At 73.7% G+C, this 16,832-nt stretch carries 12 protein-coding genes and 1 pseudogene; 9 read left to right on the top strand and 4 right to left on the bottom strand.

All coding sequences use genetic code 11. The features are described from left to right. Positions 1–100: 100 nt before the first annotated feature. The gene (locus tag M8542_RS22550; protein ID WP_257922195.1) at positions 101–1,594 is read left to right on the top strand and encodes an FAD-dependent monooxygenase; all 1,494 of its coding nucleotides are present in this window, start codon (positions 101–103) and stop codon (positions 1,592–1,594) included. Here the strand turns inward: M8542_RS22550 and M8542_RS22545 are convergent. Next, a complete protein-coding gene (locus tag M8542_RS22545) occupies positions 1,575–1,715 on the bottom strand; it encodes a hypothetical protein (RefSeq protein ID WP_257922194.1) in 141 nt (46 codons plus the stop codon). The genes M8542_RS22550 and M8542_RS22545 overlap by 20 nt on opposite strands. Before the next feature lie 121 nt (positions 1,716–1,836). Between M8542_RS22545 and M8542_RS22540 the strand changes: the two genes are divergently transcribed. Next, on the top strand, positions 1,837–4,623 hold the full coding sequence (locus M8542_RS22540; protein WP_257922193.1) for an AfsR/SARP family transcriptional regulator: 2,787 nt from the start codon (positions 1,837–1,839) through the stop codon (positions 4,621–4,623). A 42-nt stretch (positions 4,624–4,665) separates the two neighbouring features. Here the strand turns inward: M8542_RS22540 and M8542_RS22535 are convergent, their stop codons facing one another. After that, entirely contained in the window at positions 4,666–6,615 is a 1,950-nt protein-coding gene (locus M8542_RS22535; protein WP_257922192.1) for an NPCBM/NEW2 domain-containing protein, read from the bottom strand. Between the two features lie 221 nt (positions 6,616–6,836). Between M8542_RS22535 and M8542_RS22530 the strand changes: the two genes are divergently transcribed. The 3 genes from M8542_RS22530 to M8542_RS50395 all read left to right on the top strand — a co-directional run bounded on the left by M8542_RS22530 (position 6,837) and on the right by M8542_RS50395 (position 12,195). Then, a complete protein-coding gene (locus M8542_RS22530) occupies positions 6,837–10,145 on the top strand; it encodes an error-prone DNA polymerase (RefSeq protein WP_257922191.1) in 3,309 nt (1,102 codons plus the stop codon). Between the two features lie 80 nt (positions 10,146–10,225). Next, positions 10,226–11,023, top strand: coding sequence for a hypothetical protein (locus M8542_RS22525; protein WP_257922190.1), 798 nt, complete (start codon positions 10,226–10,228; stop codon positions 11,021–11,023). A 194-nt stretch (positions 11,024–11,217) separates the two neighbouring features. After that, entirely contained in the window at positions 11,218–12,195 is a 978-nt protein-coding gene (locus M8542_RS50395) for a cellulose binding domain-containing protein (RefSeq protein ID WP_257922189.1), read from the top strand. Positions 12,196–12,238: 43 nt separating this feature from the next. Here the strand turns inward: M8542_RS50395 and M8542_RS22515 are convergent, their stop codons facing one another. Continuing rightward, on the bottom strand, positions 12,239–12,655 hold the full coding sequence (locus tag M8542_RS22515) for a MarR family winged helix-turn-helix transcriptional regulator (RefSeq protein ID WP_257922188.1): 417 nt from the start codon (positions 12,653–12,655) through the stop codon (positions 12,239–12,241). Positions 12,656–12,708: 53 nt separating this feature from the next. Here M8542_RS22515 and M8542_RS22510 point away from each other — a divergent pair, with 53 nt between their 5' ends. From M8542_RS22510 to M8542_RS22500, 3 genes and pseudogenes are all read left to right on the top strand, one after another. Further along, positions 12,709–13,104: a hypothetical protein gene (locus M8542_RS22510; protein WP_257922187.1), complete on the top strand. Its 396-nt coding sequence runs from the start codon at positions 12,709–12,711 to the stop codon at positions 13,102–13,104. A 35-nt stretch (positions 13,105–13,139) separates the two neighbouring features. Continuing rightward, positions 13,140–13,463 (top strand): annotated as a pseudogene (locus tag M8542_RS22505) (class I SAM-dependent methyltransferase); the annotation flags it as partial. Beyond that, the gene (locus tag M8542_RS22500) at positions 13,399–13,704 is read left to right on the top strand and encodes a hypothetical protein (RefSeq protein WP_257922448.1); all 306 of its coding nucleotides are present in this window, start codon (positions 13,399–13,401) and stop codon (positions 13,702–13,704) included. The pseudogene M8542_RS22505 and the gene M8542_RS22500, both read left to right, overlap by 65 nt. On the opposite strand, the gene M8542_RS22495 is transcribed toward M8542_RS22500, so the two are convergent. Beyond that, entirely contained in the window at positions 13,675–15,699 is a 2,025-nt protein-coding gene (locus tag M8542_RS22495) for a glycogen debranching N-terminal domain-containing protein (protein WP_257922186.1), read from the bottom strand. The genes M8542_RS22500 and M8542_RS22495 overlap by 30 nt on opposite strands. 114 nt (positions 15,700–15,813) lie before the next feature. Here M8542_RS22495 and M8542_RS22490 point away from each other — a divergent pair, with 114 nt between their 5' ends. Continuing rightward, complete coding sequence (locus M8542_RS22490; RefSeq protein WP_257922185.1) at positions 15,814–16,809, top strand: LacI family DNA-binding transcriptional regulator; 996 nt, start codon at positions 15,814–15,816, stop codon at positions 16,807–16,809. Positions 16,810–16,832 lie beyond the last annotated feature (23 nt).

Raw genomic sequence — 16,832 nt, 5'->3', positions numbered from 1 at the left:
CCACAGCGGACGCCGCCCTTTTCAAGGTATAGCGCACCCCGGGGCTTGCCGCAAGACCCCGGTCGTCCAGCAGAATCGCCGCCGAACCCGAAGAAAGCGAGTGACTTTGACTGACGTGATCGTCGTGGGCGCCGGACCGACCGGGCTGATGCTGGCCGCGGAACTGCGCCTGGCCGGCGTGCGGCCACTGGTCCTGGAGCGGCACCCGCGGCTGCGGGAGACCGCGAAGGCCGGTGGCCTCGGCGGGCAGATCCTGGAGCTGCTGCGCTACCGCGGGCTGCTGGAGCGCCTCGAAGCGGCTGTGACCGGCCCGGTCCCGCCGCCGGTGTTCCCGTTCGGCGGCCTGCACGTCGACCTCTCGGACCTGGCCGACCCGCCGATGCACGCGCTGCCGCTCCCGCAGGCCCGCCTCGAGCGACTGCTCGACGATCGCGCCCGCGAGCTGGGCGCCGAAATCCGCCGCGGGCACGAAGTCCTCGCGGTGACGCAGGACGGCGACTCGGTGACGGTGGGGGTCCGCGGCCCCGACGGGCCGTACGAGGTGACCGCGCGGTACGTCGTCGGCTGCGACGGGCCGCGCAGCCGGGTCCGGGAGCTGGCCGGCATCGGCTTCCCCGGCACGTCGTACCCGGAGGTCAACCGGATCGGCCAGGTCACCGTGCCGGCCGGGATCACCGTGCGGCCCGACGGCGACCTCGAAGTCCCCGGCCTGGGCACGGTCCACGCGGGCTTCACGCGCACCGACCGGGGCGTGTTCGGCTTCGGGTCGGTGACACCCGGGGTGCTGATGTTCTCGACCGTCGAAGAGGAGCCGGTCGAGTACGACGACGACGTCCCGATGGACCTGGCCGAGTTCCAGGCCAGCATCGGCCGCGTGCTCGGCGGCGAGTTCCCGCTGGGGGAGCCGCGCCGGCTGTCCCGCTTCACGTTCAAGGCCCGGCAGGCCTCGAGCTACGGCGCGGGACGCGTCTTCGTGGCGGGCGACGCGGCCCACCTGTTCCCGGCGACGGGCGTGGCCCTCAACGCGGGCCTGCTCGACGCGGTAAACCTGGCCTGGAAGCTGGCGGCCGGCGTCGACGGCTGGGCGCCACCCGGCCTGCTCGCCACCTACCACGAAGAACGCCATTTCGCGGGTGCCCGGACGATGCTGCACACGCAGGCCCAGGTGGCGCTGCGGCGTGGCCTCGACCCGGCGGCCGACGCGCTCCGGGAGGTCGTCGGCGAGCTGCTCACCGACGAAGTGGTGGTGCGCCGCGTGGGCGCGCTCATCGCGGGCACGGACATCCGCTACCCGGGTGGGGACCACCCCCTGACCGGCACGTTCGCGCCCGACCTCGCCCTGCACACCGACGACGGCCCGACGAGCGTCGCGGAGCTGCTGCGCCGGGCCCGGCCGGTGTTCGTGGACCTCGCCGGGCGCCCGGACCTGCGGGAGGTCGTCGCGGAGTGGCCGCGCGTCGAGGTGTGCGCGGCGAAGACGGACCGCCCGCCGGCCGACGCGCTGCTGATCCGGCCGGACGGGTACATCGCGTGGGCCGCGTCCGAGTCCCCGGCAGACGCGCTGCGGGCGGCGCTCACCGCTTGGTTCGGCTGAGCGGCTCGGGCCGGCGCTTCCGGGCCAGCAGGCGGGTCAGCCGCCGTCGCCACCGCCGGGCGGCGGCGAACTCCTGCTGGACCTCGGCGATGCGGGCGCGGAGGTAGGTCTCGGAAATCATCGTGGCTCCAGCTCTGTTCGGCAGTGCCGCCACGGTGCGCCGGGACCGTTCGGAAAACCTTGACCGGACCTTGTCCGGGCGGCGCCGATCCGCTAGTCCTGATGCAGGGAGGGGATCGGTCGTGGTGGAGCTGCGGGTGCTGGGCGCCGTCGAGGTGGTGGCCGGCGGGACCCGGTTCGACGTCGGGCACGCGCGGCAGCGTGACGTGCTGGCGGTGCTGCTCCTCGACGTCGGCCGGGTGGTGCCGGTCGACCGGATCGTCGACCGCGTGTGGGGGGACCGGCCGCCGCAGCAACCGAGGAATTCGCTGTACGCCTACGTCTCACGGCTGCGCGGGGTGCTGGCCGCGTTCGAGGGGGTGACGATCGAACGCGACCGCGGCGGGTACGTCCTCCTGGCCGACCCGCTGACCGTGGACATCCACCGGTTCGCGAGCCTCCTGGACCAGGCGCGGCGGACGCCGGACGACCACGCCGCGCTCGCGCTGTACGACGAAGCCTTGGCGCTGTGGCGGGGGACGCCGCTCAGCGAACTGGCCGGGCCGTGGGTCGACGACGTCCGCGCCGAGCTGGAGCACCAGCGGGAAACCGCTCTCCTGGACCGGGACGACCTCCGGCTGCGCACCGGCGCCCACACCGCCGTGCTCGCCGCGCCCGCACCGGACAGCGCGGCCGGCGAACGGGCGGCGGCGCAGCGGATCGAGGCGCTGTTCCTCGACGGGCGCCCGGCCGACGCGTTGCGCGAGTACGAGGTCGTCCGGGCGCGCCTGGCGGACGAGCTCGGCGCCGACCCGGGGCCGCGGTTGCGCGGGCTGCACGAGCGCATCCTGGCCGGGGACCGGCCGGACACCGGACGGCCGGCGCCCCGGCAGCTGCCGGCGGCGCCGCCCGCCTTCTCCGGCCGCGCCGGCGAGCTCGCGGCGCTCGAAGAGCTGCTTTCCGGCGACGCGGCGGTGGCGGTGATCTCCGGTGCGGGTGGCCTGGGGAAGACCTGGCTGGCGGTGCGGTGGGCGACCGACCACGCGGACCGGTTCCCCGACGGGCAGCTCTACGTCGACCTCCGCGGCTTCGACCCGGCCCACGAACCGGTGCCCGCCGACCGCGCCGTGCGCGGCTTCCTCACCGCGCTGGGCGTTCCGCCGGCGTCGATCCCGCCGGAGCCGGACGGGCAGGCGGCGCTCTACCGGAGTCTCACGGCGCGGCGCCGGCTGCTCGTGGTGCTCGACAACGCGCGCGACACCGGGCACGTCGTCCCCCTGCTCCCCGGCGGATCCGCGTGCTCGGTCCTCGTCACGAGCCGGCACGAGCTCGGTGGCCTGCTCACCACCCACGGCGCGAGCGCGCTGCCCCTGCGGACGCTCGACGAGCAGCAGGCGTGGGACCTGCTCGCGCACAAGCTGGGCGCGGCCCGGCTGGCCGAAGAACCCGAAGCGGGCCGGGAAATCGTGCGGCAGTGCGGGGGCATGGCCCTGGCGCTCGCGATCGCCGCCGCCCGGGTCGCGGCCCGGCCGGGGCGCCGGTTGTCCGCACTGGCCGCGGAACTGCGTGAAAGCCGGTTGGACGCCCTGGACACCGGGGAGCTGACCGCGAGCCTGCGGGCGGTGTTCGACGCTTCCTACCGGTCCCTCGACGACGCGTCCGCGGCCGCGTTCCGCCTGCTCGGGCTGGTGCCCACCGGCGACACCGAGCGGGCGGCCGCGACCGCGTTGCTCGGGAGCGCCCGGCCCCTGCGCGTGCTGTGCGCCGCCAACCTCCTGGAGGAGAACCCGCCGGGCCGGTTCCGGATGCACGACCTCGTCAAGCTCTACGCCGCCGAGCTCGGGACCGAGACGGACGACGCCGGCACCCGGCTCGCCGCGTCGAGGCGGCTGTTCGACCACTACCTGGGCCGGGCGGCGGCGGCCATGGACCGGTTCTCGCCCCACGAGCCCTACCTGCGGCCGGGCGGCCCGCGCCCGTCCTTTCCGGACGACGAAGCCGCGCGTGCGTGGCTGGACACCGAACGGGTCACCCTGCTGACGCTGGCCACCAGCGCTCCGGCCGAGCTGGCCGGGCACGTGGTCCGGTTGTCGGCGACGCTCTGGCGGTACCTGTACATCGCGGCGCACTACCAGGACGCGTTCACCCTCCACACGACCGCGCTCGCGCTGGCCCGGCCGGGCACGCCGGAGCACGGGTTCGCCGGACACGCCGTCGGCATGACCTTGATCCTGCTCGGCCGCTTCGACGAGGCCGCCGGCCCGATCGAGCAGGCGCTGGATCTCGCTTCGGCGCAGCAAAACGACCTTCTCGAGAGCATGGCCCGCAACAGCGTCGCGACGATCGACGACATCCGCGGCCGGCGCGCGGCCGCCCGGGCGCAGTACGAGCTCGCGCTCGCCGCCGCGCGCCGGACCGGTCACGCGCTGCTGGAAGGGATCGCGCTGTGCAACATCGGCGAGCACTACCGCTGGTGCGGCGACCACGAGAAAGCGATCGAGTACCTGGACGCCAGCGGCGCGATCGCGCTGGACCTCGGGTCGGCCGGACTGGGCGGGCCGGTGCTCGCCGCGCTGGGCAGCGCCTACGCCGGCCTGGGACAGGCCGCCGAAGCCGACGACCACTTCCGCCGCGCCCTGGACTTCGCCCGGACCGGCGGCAACGCGAACCTCGAACTCTCCACGCTCAACGACTTCGCGGCCACGAAGACCGGCGCCGAGGCGATCGGGCTGTACGAAGAGGCGCTGGCGCTCGCCCGGCGAACCGGGCACCTGCACGGGCTCGCGCTCGCCCACCACGGCCTGGGCGCCGCCCACCGCGCCGCCGGCCACGAGACCGAAGCGGCCGCCCACCTCGAAGCCGCGCTGGCCGCGTACACCGAGCTTCGCGTGCCCGAGGCCGACGACATCCGTGACCTGCTCGGCTCGTGAAGGGTGCCGCCGGCCGAAACCGGCGGCACCACCCCCGGACCGTCAGCAGGTGAGGTACGGCGAAAGCCAGTCGCCCCAGTCGCCGGCCGAGCCGTCACTCGCGTCGTCCACCGCGAGCGCCAGCACCTGCACTCCGGTCACCGGCACGACGAGGTGCTGCGCGGCGTCGCCGTGCCGCATGTCCCCGGTGGCTTCCAGCTCGACGCCGTCGCCGATGACCCGGAACCCGAGCGTCCCGGCCGGCCCGCGGTCGTCGACGCCGACGGTCGCGGTGAACTGCTTGCACTTGCCGCCCAGGTAGTACCGCACGACCGACGGCGCGTGCGCGCCCAGGCCACCGTGCGCGTCGGTCTTGCCGTTGACCGTGAGCGGGTGGCCGTTGTCGGTGCTGTCCCGCTCCACCGGGCCGAGGCCGTTCTCCGACGAGATCCACGGCTGCGTGTTGAGCAACCCGTTGGTGTAGGGCGGGTTCGGCGCGAGCATGAGCGGCGCCTCGGCCGACGCGGTCGCGGTCCGCGCGCCTTGCGTGGTCGTGTACGTCACGGTGGCCGGCATCTTGAACGCCTCGGTGGCGGGCGGGACCGGGTGCAGCGTCACCGCGGTTTCCCACGTGGCACCGGGTTCGACGGTGCCGGTGTTCGCCTCGGCGGCGCCGTCGAACTGCCACTGCGCGGGCGCGGTCAGCTGCAGGTGCGCGCCGGTGACCGGCGTCGAACCCGCGTTGGTGAACTTGACCGTGGCGGTCACCGGCTGCGCCGGCGGCACGGAGTCGGGCAGCTCGACGGTCAGCGACGTGCGCGGCGCGGCGGCCGGGGCGGTCGGCCACACACGCAGCACGGTGGCGGCGTGCCGCCCGACGGTGCCGCCGAGCGCGCCGGTCGTCTCGGTCTCGTCGCCGGTCCACAGGTCGCGCACGCGGTAGCCGGCCGCGGCGGGCAGCCCGGCGTCGGCGACGGAAGTGGTGATCGGCGCGGCCAGCTCACCGCGGTTGAACAGCACCAGCACGGCCGAGCCGTCGGACATCGGCTTGGTCCACACCTCGGTCCAGCCGGTGTCCCGGACCTTGTGCCCGCCGACCCCCGCCCAGTCCCGGTCGACGGCGATGATGTCGGGGTTGGCCATCTCGGCGGCCGGGAGCGTGACGTCGGCCGCGAGCGCCATGTCGGCCACCAGCGGCGCGTTGAGCACCGCCCACAGCCCGAGCTTGGCCTGACGCTCGGCGGTGTCGAGGTAGCTGAAGGTGAAGGAGCCGGGCATGTTCCAGCCGCCCGGGCCGTTGTAGCCGGCCAGGCCGTACTGCTGGTCGAGACTGTTCGTCGAGTAGCCGAAGTTGAAGGTCGCGTGGTCGAAGGTGCGCCAGACCTGCGCGCCGGCCGCCCGGGCCCACAGCCACGGGCTCTGGTCGCGGTCGTAGTCGTCGACCTCGAGGGTGATCGGCCGGCCGGTGCGCTGGAGCGCGTCGGCCATCTTCTTGACGCGGGCGGGGGCATCCCCGTTGACGCTGTAACAAGTGTCGTAGCGCAGGTAGTCCGCGCCCCAGGCGGCGAAGGTCTGCGCGTCGAGGTCCTCGTGGTCGAGCGAACCCGCCGCCGGGTAGGCACTGCAGGTCTTCGCGCCGGTGCCGCTGTAGAACCCGATCTTGAGCCCGCGCTCGTGGATGTAGGCGGCCAGCGCCGGGATGTCGGCGGAGAAGCTCGGCCGGGGCGTGAGCTTGCCGGCGGCGTCGCGCTGCGCCGATTGCCAGCAGTCGCCGAGCATGACGTATTCGTAGCCGGCGTCCCGCAGCCCGGAGGAGACGAGCTGGTCCGCCGCGGCTTTCACGGCGCTCTCGTTGAGCTGGTAGAGGCAGTAGGGATCCCCAGTCGCCCAGGTGATCCCCAGCGGGGGTCTGGCGCCGGGAACCGGATCGGGCGGCGGATCGGCCGCCGCCGGGACGGCGGTGGCGGTGGCGGTCAGGAAGAGCGCGCAGAGCAGCACGGACAGTCGTCGCACGGGATTCCCCTCGGAAAAAGCGGACAAGACTCCCAGGATCGCCTTGGCGCGCGAGAAAGGTCAAGGAGGGCAAAACTGCCCTTGCCCGCGCCCGCGACGTCGCTCACTCCCGAGTTGACACCGTGCGCTCCCCGACGCAGGATCACCTCACGTAGTCGGACATGTGTTCGAACAGTGACCGCTGGCTTCCCCTCAGCGAAGATCCTTGCAGGGAGCCGGTTTTGGCGTTCAACAACCCGAGTGTGCCGTGGTCCGAAGTGGAGCGGATCGCCTCCGGGCGGGCACCCGTGCCCGGCGACGGCAACGATGCTCCGGCGTGGTCGCGCAAACGCGAAGGGTATGCGGGGGCGCCCGAAGACCTGCGGGCGCGCCGAACCCGGGACGACGGTGGCGACCGGATCCGCGCGCCCTACGCCGAGCTGCACGTCCACTCCAACTTCAGTTTCCTCGACGGCGCCTCGCATCCCGAGGCGCTCGTCGAGGAGGCCGCGCGGCTCGAGCTCGACGCGCTCGTGCTCACCGACCACGACGGCGTGTACGGCGCCGTCCGGTTCAACGACGCCGCGCGGGAGCTCGGGGTGCGCGTCGGGTTCGGGGCCGAGCTGTCGCTCGGGCTGCCCGGGCCGCAGGCCGGGGCGCCCGATCCCGCCGGGTCGCACCTGCTCGTGATCGCGCGGCAGCAGGAGGGTTACCACCGGCTGTGCCGGGTGATCTCGCGCGCCCAGCTCGCCGGCGGGGCGAAGGGGCGGCCCGTCTACGACCTCGACGAGGTGGTCGACGAGCTGGCCGGGCACGTCGTCGTGCTCAGCGGGTGCCGCAAGGGCGCCGTCCGGCAGGCACTCGCGCGGCAGGGGCCCGCCGCCGCGCGGGCCGCGCTGGGCCGGCTCGTCGACCGGTTCGGGCGGGCGCACGTCGCCGTCGAGCTGATCGACCACCGGCAGCCGCTCGACGACGCCGCGAACGACCTCCTCGCCGAACTGGCCCGCGAGCTGGAGCTGCCGACGATCGTCTCGAACAACGCGCACTACGCCCGCCCGGACGATGCCGTCGTGGCGGACATGGTCGCCGCCGTCCGGGCGCGGCGCTCGGCCGAAGACCTCGAAGGCTGGCGACCGCCGTCGGGGCAGGCGTTCCTGCGGTCCGGGATGGAGCAGCGCCGCCGGTTCGAGCGCCGCTACCCGGGCGCGGTCGGCCGCGCCGCCGTCCTCGGCGTCGAGGTGGCGTTCGACCTCAAGCTCGTCGCGCCGGACCTGCCGCCGTTCCCGGTCGGGCCCGGGCACGACGAGATGTCGTTCCTGCGCGAGCTGACCTGGGCCGGCGCGGCGAAACGCTACGGGCGCCGGGAGGACGCCCCGAAGGCCTACGCCCAGCTCGACCACGAGCTCGCCATCATCGAGAAGCTCCACTTCCCCGGGTACTTCCTCGTCGTCTGGGACATCGTCCGGTTCTGCAAGGAGGCGAACATCCTCTGCCAGGGCCGCGGATCCGCCGCGAACTCCGCCGTCTGCTACGCGCTGGGCATCTGCAACGCCGACCCGGTGAAGTGGAACCTGCTGTTCGAGCGCTTCCTCGCCCCGGAGCGCGACGGGCCGCCGGACATCGACATCGACATCGAATCCGACCGGCGCGAGGAAGCCATCCAGTACGTCTACGCAAAGCACGGCCGCTTCCACGCCGCGCAGGTCGCCAACGTCATCACCTACCGGGCCGCGTCCGCGATCCGCGACGCCGCGAAAGCGCTGGGGCACAGCCAAGGGCAGCAGGACGCGTACGGCAAGCTCGTCGACCGGTGGGGTGGCACCCGGCAGCAGACCGCCGGCGAGATCCCGGCCGACGTCCTCGAGCTGGCCGCCCGGATCGAGGACTTCCCGCGCCACCTCGGCATCCACTCCGGCGGCATGGTCATCTCGAAGCAGCCGGTGTCCGAAGTGGTCCCGGTCGAATGGGCCACCATGGCCGACCGCAGTGTCCTCCAGTGGGACAAGGACGACTGCGCGGCCGTCGGGCTGGTCAAGTTCGACCTGCTCGGCCTGGGCATGCTTTCGGCACTGCACTACATGATCGACCTCGTCGGCGCACACCACGGGTCCACAGTGGACCTGGCGGACCTCGACCTGGCCGACCCGGCGGTCTACGACATGCTGTGCGCGGCCGACGCGGTCGGGGTGTTCCAGGTGGAGTCCCGCGCGCAGCTGGCGACGCTGCCGCGGTTGCGGCCGCGGAAGTTCTACGACCTCGTCGTCGAGGTGGCGCTGATCCGGCCCGGCCCGATCCAGGGCGGCTCGGTGCACCCCTACATCCGGCGCCGCCGCGGCGACGAGCAGTGGGCGCACGCGCACCCGCTGCTGGCGTCCAGTTTGGACCGGACGCTCGGCGTGCCGCTGTTCCAGGAGCAGGTGATGCAGATGGCCGTCGACGTCGCGTCGTTCACCCCGGCCGAGGCCGACCGGCTGCGGCGCGCGATGGGCGCCAAGCGTTCCAGCGCGAAGATGCAGGCGTTGATGGCGCGGTTCTTCGCCGGCTGTGCAGCCAACGGCCTCGACCGCGAGCTGGCGACGCGGATCTTCGAGCAGATCCACGCCTTCTCCGGCTACGGCTTCCCCGAGGCGCACTCGATGTCGTTCGCGCTGCTGGTCTACGCGAGCGCGTGGTTCAAGCGCTACTACCCGGCCGCGTTCTGCGCCGGGCTGCTGCGTGCGCAGCCGATGGGGTTCTACAGCCCGCAGTCCCTGGTCGCCGACGCCCGCCGGCACGGCGTCCGCGTCCGGCAGCCGGACCTGAACGCGAGCCTCGCGCACGCCACCCTCGAACCGGACGCCGAGAGTACCGGCGGGGTCGCGCTGCGCCTCGGGCTCGCCGGTGTCCGCCACCTGGGGGAGGCGGTGGCGGACGAGATCGTCGCCGAGCGCGAAGCGAACGGCCCGTACGCGGGGGTCGGCGACCTCACTCGCCGCGTCCAGCTGAAGAAGAACGCCGTCGAGGCGCTGGCGACGGCGGGCGCGTTCGGCGGCGACCGCCGGGGCGACCTCTGGGCGGCCGGCGCGGCGGCGGCGACCCGGCCCGGCCACCTCCCGGGCCTGGCCCCGGGCCTCGACGCCCCGGCGCTGCCGGGCATGACCCGGCTGGAGGTGACGGCGGCGGACCTGTGGGCGACGGGCGTGTCGCCGGACAGTCACCCGGTGGAGTACCTGCGCTCGATGCTGGCGGCCCGCGGCGCGATCACGACGGCGGAGCTGATCCGCGTCGAGGACGGCACGAGGGTGTGGGTCGGCGGCGCGGTGACCCACCGCCAGCGCCCGGCGACCGCGGGCGGCATCACGTTCTTCAACCTGGAGGACGAGACCGGCATGGCCAACGTGATCGTCTCGCCGGGGCTGTGGCGGCGGCAGCGCCTGGTGGCCCGCACGAGTGCCGCACTGCTGATCCGGGGACACGTCCAGGCGGCGGAGGGCGTGGTGACGCTGGTGGCCGACCGGCTGGAGCCGCTCGACCTGTCGATGCGGCCGGCGCCGTCCCGGGACTTCCGTTGACTTCCGGGCCCGGCACTGGTTCTCTGCTCTGAGAGCGCTCTCAGCCATCCGTTCGTCCCGACGAGAGGATGGTTCCTTCGATGACAGCAAGACGTCTGCGCTGGGCAGCGTGGCCGGTGGCGGCCCTGCTTGTGACGGCCGTGCCGGCGGCGGCCGCGGCGACCCCGCCCGTCGTCACCGTCACCGTCAACGCGAACGCGGGGCTGGCCACCGTGCCCGGCACCGCGGTCGGGGTCAACCACGCGGTGTGGGACAGCCGGCTCGGCACCGACACCGTCGCCGACCTGCTCGGCGGGGCCGGGGTCCGCACCATGCGCTACCCCGGTGGCTCCTACGGCGACATCTACCACTGGAAGGACAACACGGCGCCGGGCGGCTACGTCGCGCCCGGGACGGATTTCGACACCTTCATGGGCGGGGTCCGGCGGGCCGGGGCGCAGCCGATCGTCATCGCCAACTACGGCACCGGGACGCCGGAGGAAGCCGCCGGCTGGGTGCGCTACGCCAACGTCACGAAGGGCTACGGCGTCCGGTACTGGGAGATCGGCAACGAGCTCTACGGCAACGGCCACTACGGCGCGAACTGGGAGGCCGACAACCACGAGGACAAGAGCCCGGCCGGGTACGCCGCCGGGGTCGTCGCCTACGCCGACGCGATGAAGGCCGTCGACCCGTCGGTGCGGATCGGCGTCGTGCTGACCACCCCGGCGAACTGGCCGGACGGCATCGTCGGCGCCGGGGACACCGCCACCTGGAACCAGACCGTGTTGTCGATCGCCGGCCCGCACGTCGACTTCGCCGTGCTGCACTGGTACCCGAGCGGTGCGACGGCGGAAGAGGCGCTGACGCGGACCGAACAGGTCGACGACATGATCTAGCTGGCCCGCGAGCAGATCACGCGGTACGCCGGGCGGCCGCTGGGCATCGCGCTGACCGAGACGAACACCCCGGTCGGCATGAACACCCAGCCCGGCGCGCTGTTCGCCGCCGAGGCCTACAGCTCGCTGCTGGCGAACGGCGTGTTCACGGTGGACTGGTGGGACACCCACAACGGCGCGACCGCACTGTCACAGTGGCTGGACAACCGGACTACGGCGACTTCGGCCTGCTCTCCAGCGCGACCTGTCTGGACGGCGGCTGCGAGCCCGCGCTCGACACGCCGTTCGCGCCCTACTACGGCTTGAAGGTGCTGAGCGCGTTCGCCCGGCCCGGCGACCAGTTCGTCCGGGCGGCGGCGGACGACCCGCTGGTCGGCGCGCACGCCGTCCGGCGGCCGGACGGGAACCTCGCGGTGCTGCTGGTCAACAAGGACCCGGCCGAAGCCCGCTCGGTGAACTTCGCCCACCCGGGCGCTTCGGTCGTCGACGTGTCCACGTTCACGAACGGCGCAACATCGATCGCCAGGACGTCTTCGTGGGACGGAACGCTGCCGCCCTATTCGTTGACGACCCTGGTCCTGCACCCGGCGATGACGGTCACCGGCCCACCGGCCCCGGGTCAGCCGACGGCGACGACTACGGACCGCACCGCGACGATCAGCTGGCCGGCGTCGGCGCCGGGCGTGAAGTACGAGGTCTACCGCCAGCTGGGCACGACGAGCGAGGCGTGGGGCGAGACGACCGGCACGTCGCTCGCGGTCGGCAACCTGGTGCCGGGGATGCGGTACACGGTCAACGTGCTGGCACGCGACGCGGCGGGGAACGTGTCGTGGTCCTCGCCGCCGCTGACGCTGCGGACGGCCGCGCCGGCGTCGAGCAGCTGCACGGTGACGTTGACGGACACGAACGACTGGGCCGGCGGTTTCGTGGGCGGAATCCACGTGGCCTCGACGACGACGGCGGCCGACTGGACGCTGACGTTCACGTGGCCGACGGCCCGCCAGCGGGTGACGAGCGGCTGGAACGGCACGTGGACCCAGACGGGAGACGCGGTGAAGGTGACGTCGTCGGCACCGCTGCCGGCGGACGTCGGATTCGTCGCGGACTACGGAGGGCCGAACATCCTGCCGACGGCGTTCCGGCTCAACGGGGTGCTTTGCGCGGTGGCTTGAGCTGGAGCCGGGCGGCGGGTGCCGCCGCCCGGCGTTCGGCGCCTCAGCCCGAGTTGGCCAGCTGAGCCAGCGCCGACCGCAGCACCCGGCGCTCCTCGGCGCCGAGCCCGGCCAGCCGCTGGTCCTCCACCGCCCGGATCCCGGCGCGCGCCGCCGCGTGGCGGTGGGTTCCCGCTGACGTCAGGCGGACGATGCGGGCGCGGCGGTCGGCCGGGTCCGGGCCGCGGCTGACCAGGCCCGCCGCCTCCAAGCCGTCCAGCAGGGCGATCAAGCGGGTCTTGTCGTAGTGGATCTGCTGGGCCAGCACCAGCTGGCTCGGCGCCGCCCCCGGGGCCAGGGCCGACAGGACCACGTACTGCCACATCGAGAGCCCGTGCGCCTCGAGCACGGGCCGCTCGGCCTCGGCCAGGGCGCGGCCCGCCCCGGCGCAGAGCGCTCCGAGATCGTCGTCCTCGTTCACCGGGCGGATTTTACGCGTGGACAAATGATAAGCAGCTGCGTATCGTTTACCGCATGACATCAACCGGTCGCGCCCTGACGCGCACCATCTCCCTCGCCACTTCGCCCGGGAAGGTCTTCGACTACCTCTCCGACGCCCACCACCTGCCGGAATGGGCGCCCGGCTTCGCGCCCGCCGTCGAGCACGACCACGGTGACGTCTGGCGCATCCCGGCCGAACCCGCGCGGCAGGTCGCCGTCAAGGCCGCCAAAGCACAGGGGGTCGTCGACTTCGTGAGCCCCGACGCGCCGAACCTGGGCCTCTTCACGCGTGTGGTGCCCAACCTGGCCGGCGCCGAGCTGATCTTCAGCCTGTTCTTCCCCGCGGACACCGAGCCGGCCGCGGTCGACGCGCAGCTGGTGGTCGTCGAGGAAGAGCTGCGTGCCGTGCGCGAGCGCGTCGAGCGGTGAACCGGGACCTCCGGTCGGTCGACGACCTGCTGCGCATGCTCGACGAGCTCGTCGGCGGAGACCCGGCGTGGGACCGGTTCTACGAAGACCGCGACAAGCCGGTCCCGTTCTTCACCGAAGAACCCGACGAGAACCTCGACGCCTGGCTCCGCGACGGTCCCCTCCGCGGCGGCCGGGCCCTGGAGCTGGGCTGCGGCCCGGGCCGCAACGCGTTCCGGCTCGCGGCGGCCGGGTACGACGTCGACGCGGTCGACGGGTCGGCGGCCGCGCTGGCCTGGGCGCGGGAACGCGGCGGTGGCGTCCGCTTCCACCAGGCGGACATCTTCGCCGTGGACCTGCCGCACGAGACCTACGACCTGGTTTACGACTCGGGCTGCCTGCACCACCTCGCGCCGCACCGGCGACGCGAACTCCGGCACCGAGCTCCCGGACGCGCAGCTCTACCGCGACGGCAGCCTGCACGGCGGCCTCGCCTACACCCCGGACGAGCTGCGCCGGCTGTTCGACGGCTACACCGAGGTCGAACTCCGCCCGATGCGGGAGACGCCGGGCCGCTACGGCGTGCCGTTCCTACTCGCCGGACTGTTCCGGAAGGAGTGAGAACCCCGGCGGCAGCCGCAGGTCCGTCACCGCACCCGAGGCATCGATCGAGACGTCGAGGGTGCCGCTGGCCAAGGGGAGGCCTCGCACCCGCAGCGCGCCGACCGGGCTCGGCCGGGGCGGGGCCAGGGTGACCGTCCGGGCCGGGACGTCGACGTCGAGGCCGAGGAACGCCACCAGCAAGCTCACCGCGGCCGCCGCCGACCAGGCCTGGGGGCGGCACGACGCCGGGTACGGCAGCGGTGCCGACGTCTCCGCGGGGCCGTGGCCGGCGAACAGCTCCGGCAGCCGGTAGCCGAACGCCGGGGCCGCCGAAAGCAGCTGCGTCGCCAGGGAAGCGGCGCGCGTGGCCTGGCCCGACCGCTGGAGCCCCCGCACCACGATCGCCGTGTCGTGGGGCCAGATCGAGCCGCAGTGGTAGCTCAGCGGGGAATAGCCGGCCGTCGACGCGCTCATCGTGCGGAGCCCGAACCCCGACGCCAGCGACGAGTCCAGCAGCAGCGCGCCGAGCGACGAACTCTCGCCGTCGGAAAGCAGGCCGGTGCCGAGCAGGTGCCCGATGTTGCTGGTCAGCGCGTCGACCGGGCGCTTGTCGCCGTCCAGGGCCAGTGCCGGGTAGTGACCGTCCGATGTGGACACCCAGAACCGGTCGCGGAACCTCGACCGCAACGCCGACGCCCACTCGGCGAGCTCACCGCAAGGCTCGCCCAGGGCCGTCAGCAAAGCCACCGCGCGGACGACGGCTTCGTGCTGGTACGCCTGGACCTCGGCCAGCGCGATCGGCGGTTTCGCCTGCGTGCCGTCGAAGAAGCGGACCGCGTCGCCGGAGTCCTTCCAGCCCTGGTTCGCCAGCCCCCGGCCGCTTTCGTCGCGGTACTCGGCGAAGCCGTCGCCGTCGGAGTCGGCGGCGCCGGTGATCCAGTCCAGGGCGAAGCGCAGGGTCGGCAGCAGGTCGCGGACCTCGGCCTCGGCCAGGCCCCAGCGCCAGGCGTCGTGCAGCAGGCAGACCCACAGCGCGGTGGCGTCGACGGTCCCGTAGTACTCGGCGGGCAGCGAAGCGCTCAGCGCCTGGAACGGGTCCCGCCGCCGCTCGTGCAGGATCTTGCCCGGCGCCTCGCCGGTCATCGGGTCGTGCCGGGTGCCCTGGGCGCGGGCGAGCGTCCGGAGCGTGCCGCCGGCCAGGCCGGTCGACAGCGGCAGCGCGAGCCGCGCCGCCCACAGGCTGTCGCGGCCGAAGAGCGTGAGGAACCACGGCGCGCCGGCGCCGGCGAACGCGTCGCCGGGGTGCTCGCGCTCGGCCAGCAGCAGGCCGTCGAGGTCGCCGAGGGCGCGGTCGAGCAACGCGGTGAGCCGGCGGTCGTCGGCGTGCACTTCCGGCCGGGGCAGCCGGACGCCGCCGGGCACGAACAGGGCGCGCTCGTCGGACACCCGCAGCGACCAGCGCACGGTGGCCGAGCCGGTCACCGCCCAGCGCAGCCGGACGCGCGAGCCGTCGAACACCACTTCGGCGCCTTCGGCCGTCACTTCGGCGACCGCCGAGTCCGCGGTCCACCGCGGGCCGTCGGGCACCAGCGGGGACCGGCGGCCGCCCGCCTTGATCTCGTCGATCGGCGCGAAGTCGGCCGCCAGCACCACTTCCACCACGCAGTGGCGGGGCACTCCGTCGGTCGACACCAGCGAAAGCTCTTCGCTCATCCCGGTCGCCGTGACGACGCGGTCGCGCCGCAGCCACGCCGTCGGGTCGGGGCCCGGGCCGCCGAGCCGCCGCAGCAGCCCGGTGAACCGGGCGCGGTCGGCGGCCGGCTCGTCGCTCCCGATCGCCTCCGGCTCGTGGCCATTCACCGTCACGACCGCTTCGCTGAGCAGCCGCAGGTCACCGTGCAGCAGGCCCTGCGTCCCGCCCGCGCGGACCTGCCCGTCGCGCCCGGACAGGACGACGGTCGGCGCGCACAGGGCGATCGCGAGGTCGTGGAGGAGGGGCTGGAGATCGGCCATGCCTACGATTGGATCGATCAAACGAAAGAATGTCAACTGACTTCGAAGTCTTGACAGCTCAGCGCCACGGGTTCAGAGTGACCGGCAGTTGAACGTTCAAACCGGAGGCAAGACATGGGACGGCCCACGCTGAACTCGGTGGCGGAGGCGGCCGCCGTGTCGCGCCAGACCGTGTCCAACGTGATCAACTCGCCCGACGTGGTCAGCCCGGAGACGCGGGAGCGCGTGCTGGCCGCGATCGAGAAGCTGGGGTACCGCCCGAACACCGCGGCGCGGCAGATGCGCACCACGCGCTCGCAGATCATCGGGCTCTGCATCCCGCCGTCGGGCAACGGCGTCAGCGGCGTCGTGCTCGACCAGTTCCTGCACTCGCTGACCGCGACCGCGGAACGCTTCGACCACCGGATCATGCTGTTCACCGCGGCCGACGACGAGGCCGAAACCGCGGCGTACGCCGACCTGATCGCCTCGGTCGGCGTCGACGGCTTCGTGCTGACCAACACCCACCACGACGACCTGCGCACCCGCTGGCTGCTGGAGCGCGAGCTGCCGTTCGTCACGTTCGGCCGGCCGTGGGGCGCGGAGGACACCCACCCGTGGGTCGACGTCGACGGCGCCGCGGGCACCCGGCTGGCCACCGACCACCTCGTCCGCCAGGGGCACCGGAAGATCGCGTTCGTCGGCTGGCCGGAGGGCTCCGGCAGCGGTGACGACCGCCGCGCGGGCTGGGCGGCCGGGCTGGCCGCGGCCGGCCTCGGCGACGGGCCGCGGGCCGCGGTGTTCGACGGCGTGGAGGGCGGCCGCTCGGCCGCCGGCCGGCTGCTCGAGGCCCACGAACCCACCGCGTTCGTCTGCGCCAGCGACTCCCTGGCCCTCGGCGTCACCGCGGAGCTGCGCGATCGCGGCATCCGGCCCGGCGCCGACGCGGCCGTGATCGGCTTCGACGACACGCCCACCGCGTCCGTGCTCGGGCTGAGCAGTGTCGCGCAGCCCATCGCCGACGTCGCCGCCGAATGCGTCCGGCAGCTGCGCACGACGCTGCGCGGCGAGGCCGGCGCCGAACCCGCGACCACCCTGTTCACCCCGCACCTCGTCCTGCGCACGACCTGAGTCCCCGCGCGATCAAGGAGGAT

The sequence above is a fragment of the Amycolatopsis iheyensis genome, from assembly GCF_024703995.1.
Lineage (GTDB): Bacteria > Actinomycetota > Actinomycetes > Mycobacteriales > Pseudonocardiaceae > Amycolatopsis > Amycolatopsis iheyensis.
This window is presented reverse-complemented; position numbering and strand designations above follow the sequence as displayed.

Coding starts and splice junctions, on each gene's coding strand:
- M8542_RS22545 (WP_257922194.1), bottom strand. CDS start 1,715: ATGATTTCCGAGACCTACCTCCGCGCCCGCATCGCCGAGGTCCAGCAG.
- M8542_RS22495 (WP_257922186.1), bottom strand. CDS start 15,699: ATGGCCGATCTCCAGCCCCTCCTCCACGACCTCGCGATCGCCCTGTGC.
- M8542_RS22510 (WP_257922187.1), top strand. CDS start 12,709: ATGACATCAACCGGTCGCGCCCTGACGCGCACCATCTCCCTCGCCACT.
- M8542_RS22525 (WP_257922190.1), top strand. CDS start 10,226: ATGACAGCAAGACGTCTGCGCTGGGCAGCGTGGCCGGTGGCGGCCCTG.
- M8542_RS22490 (WP_257922185.1), top strand. CDS start 15,814: ATGGGACGGCCCACGCTGAACTCGGTGGCGGAGGCGGCCGCCGTGTCG.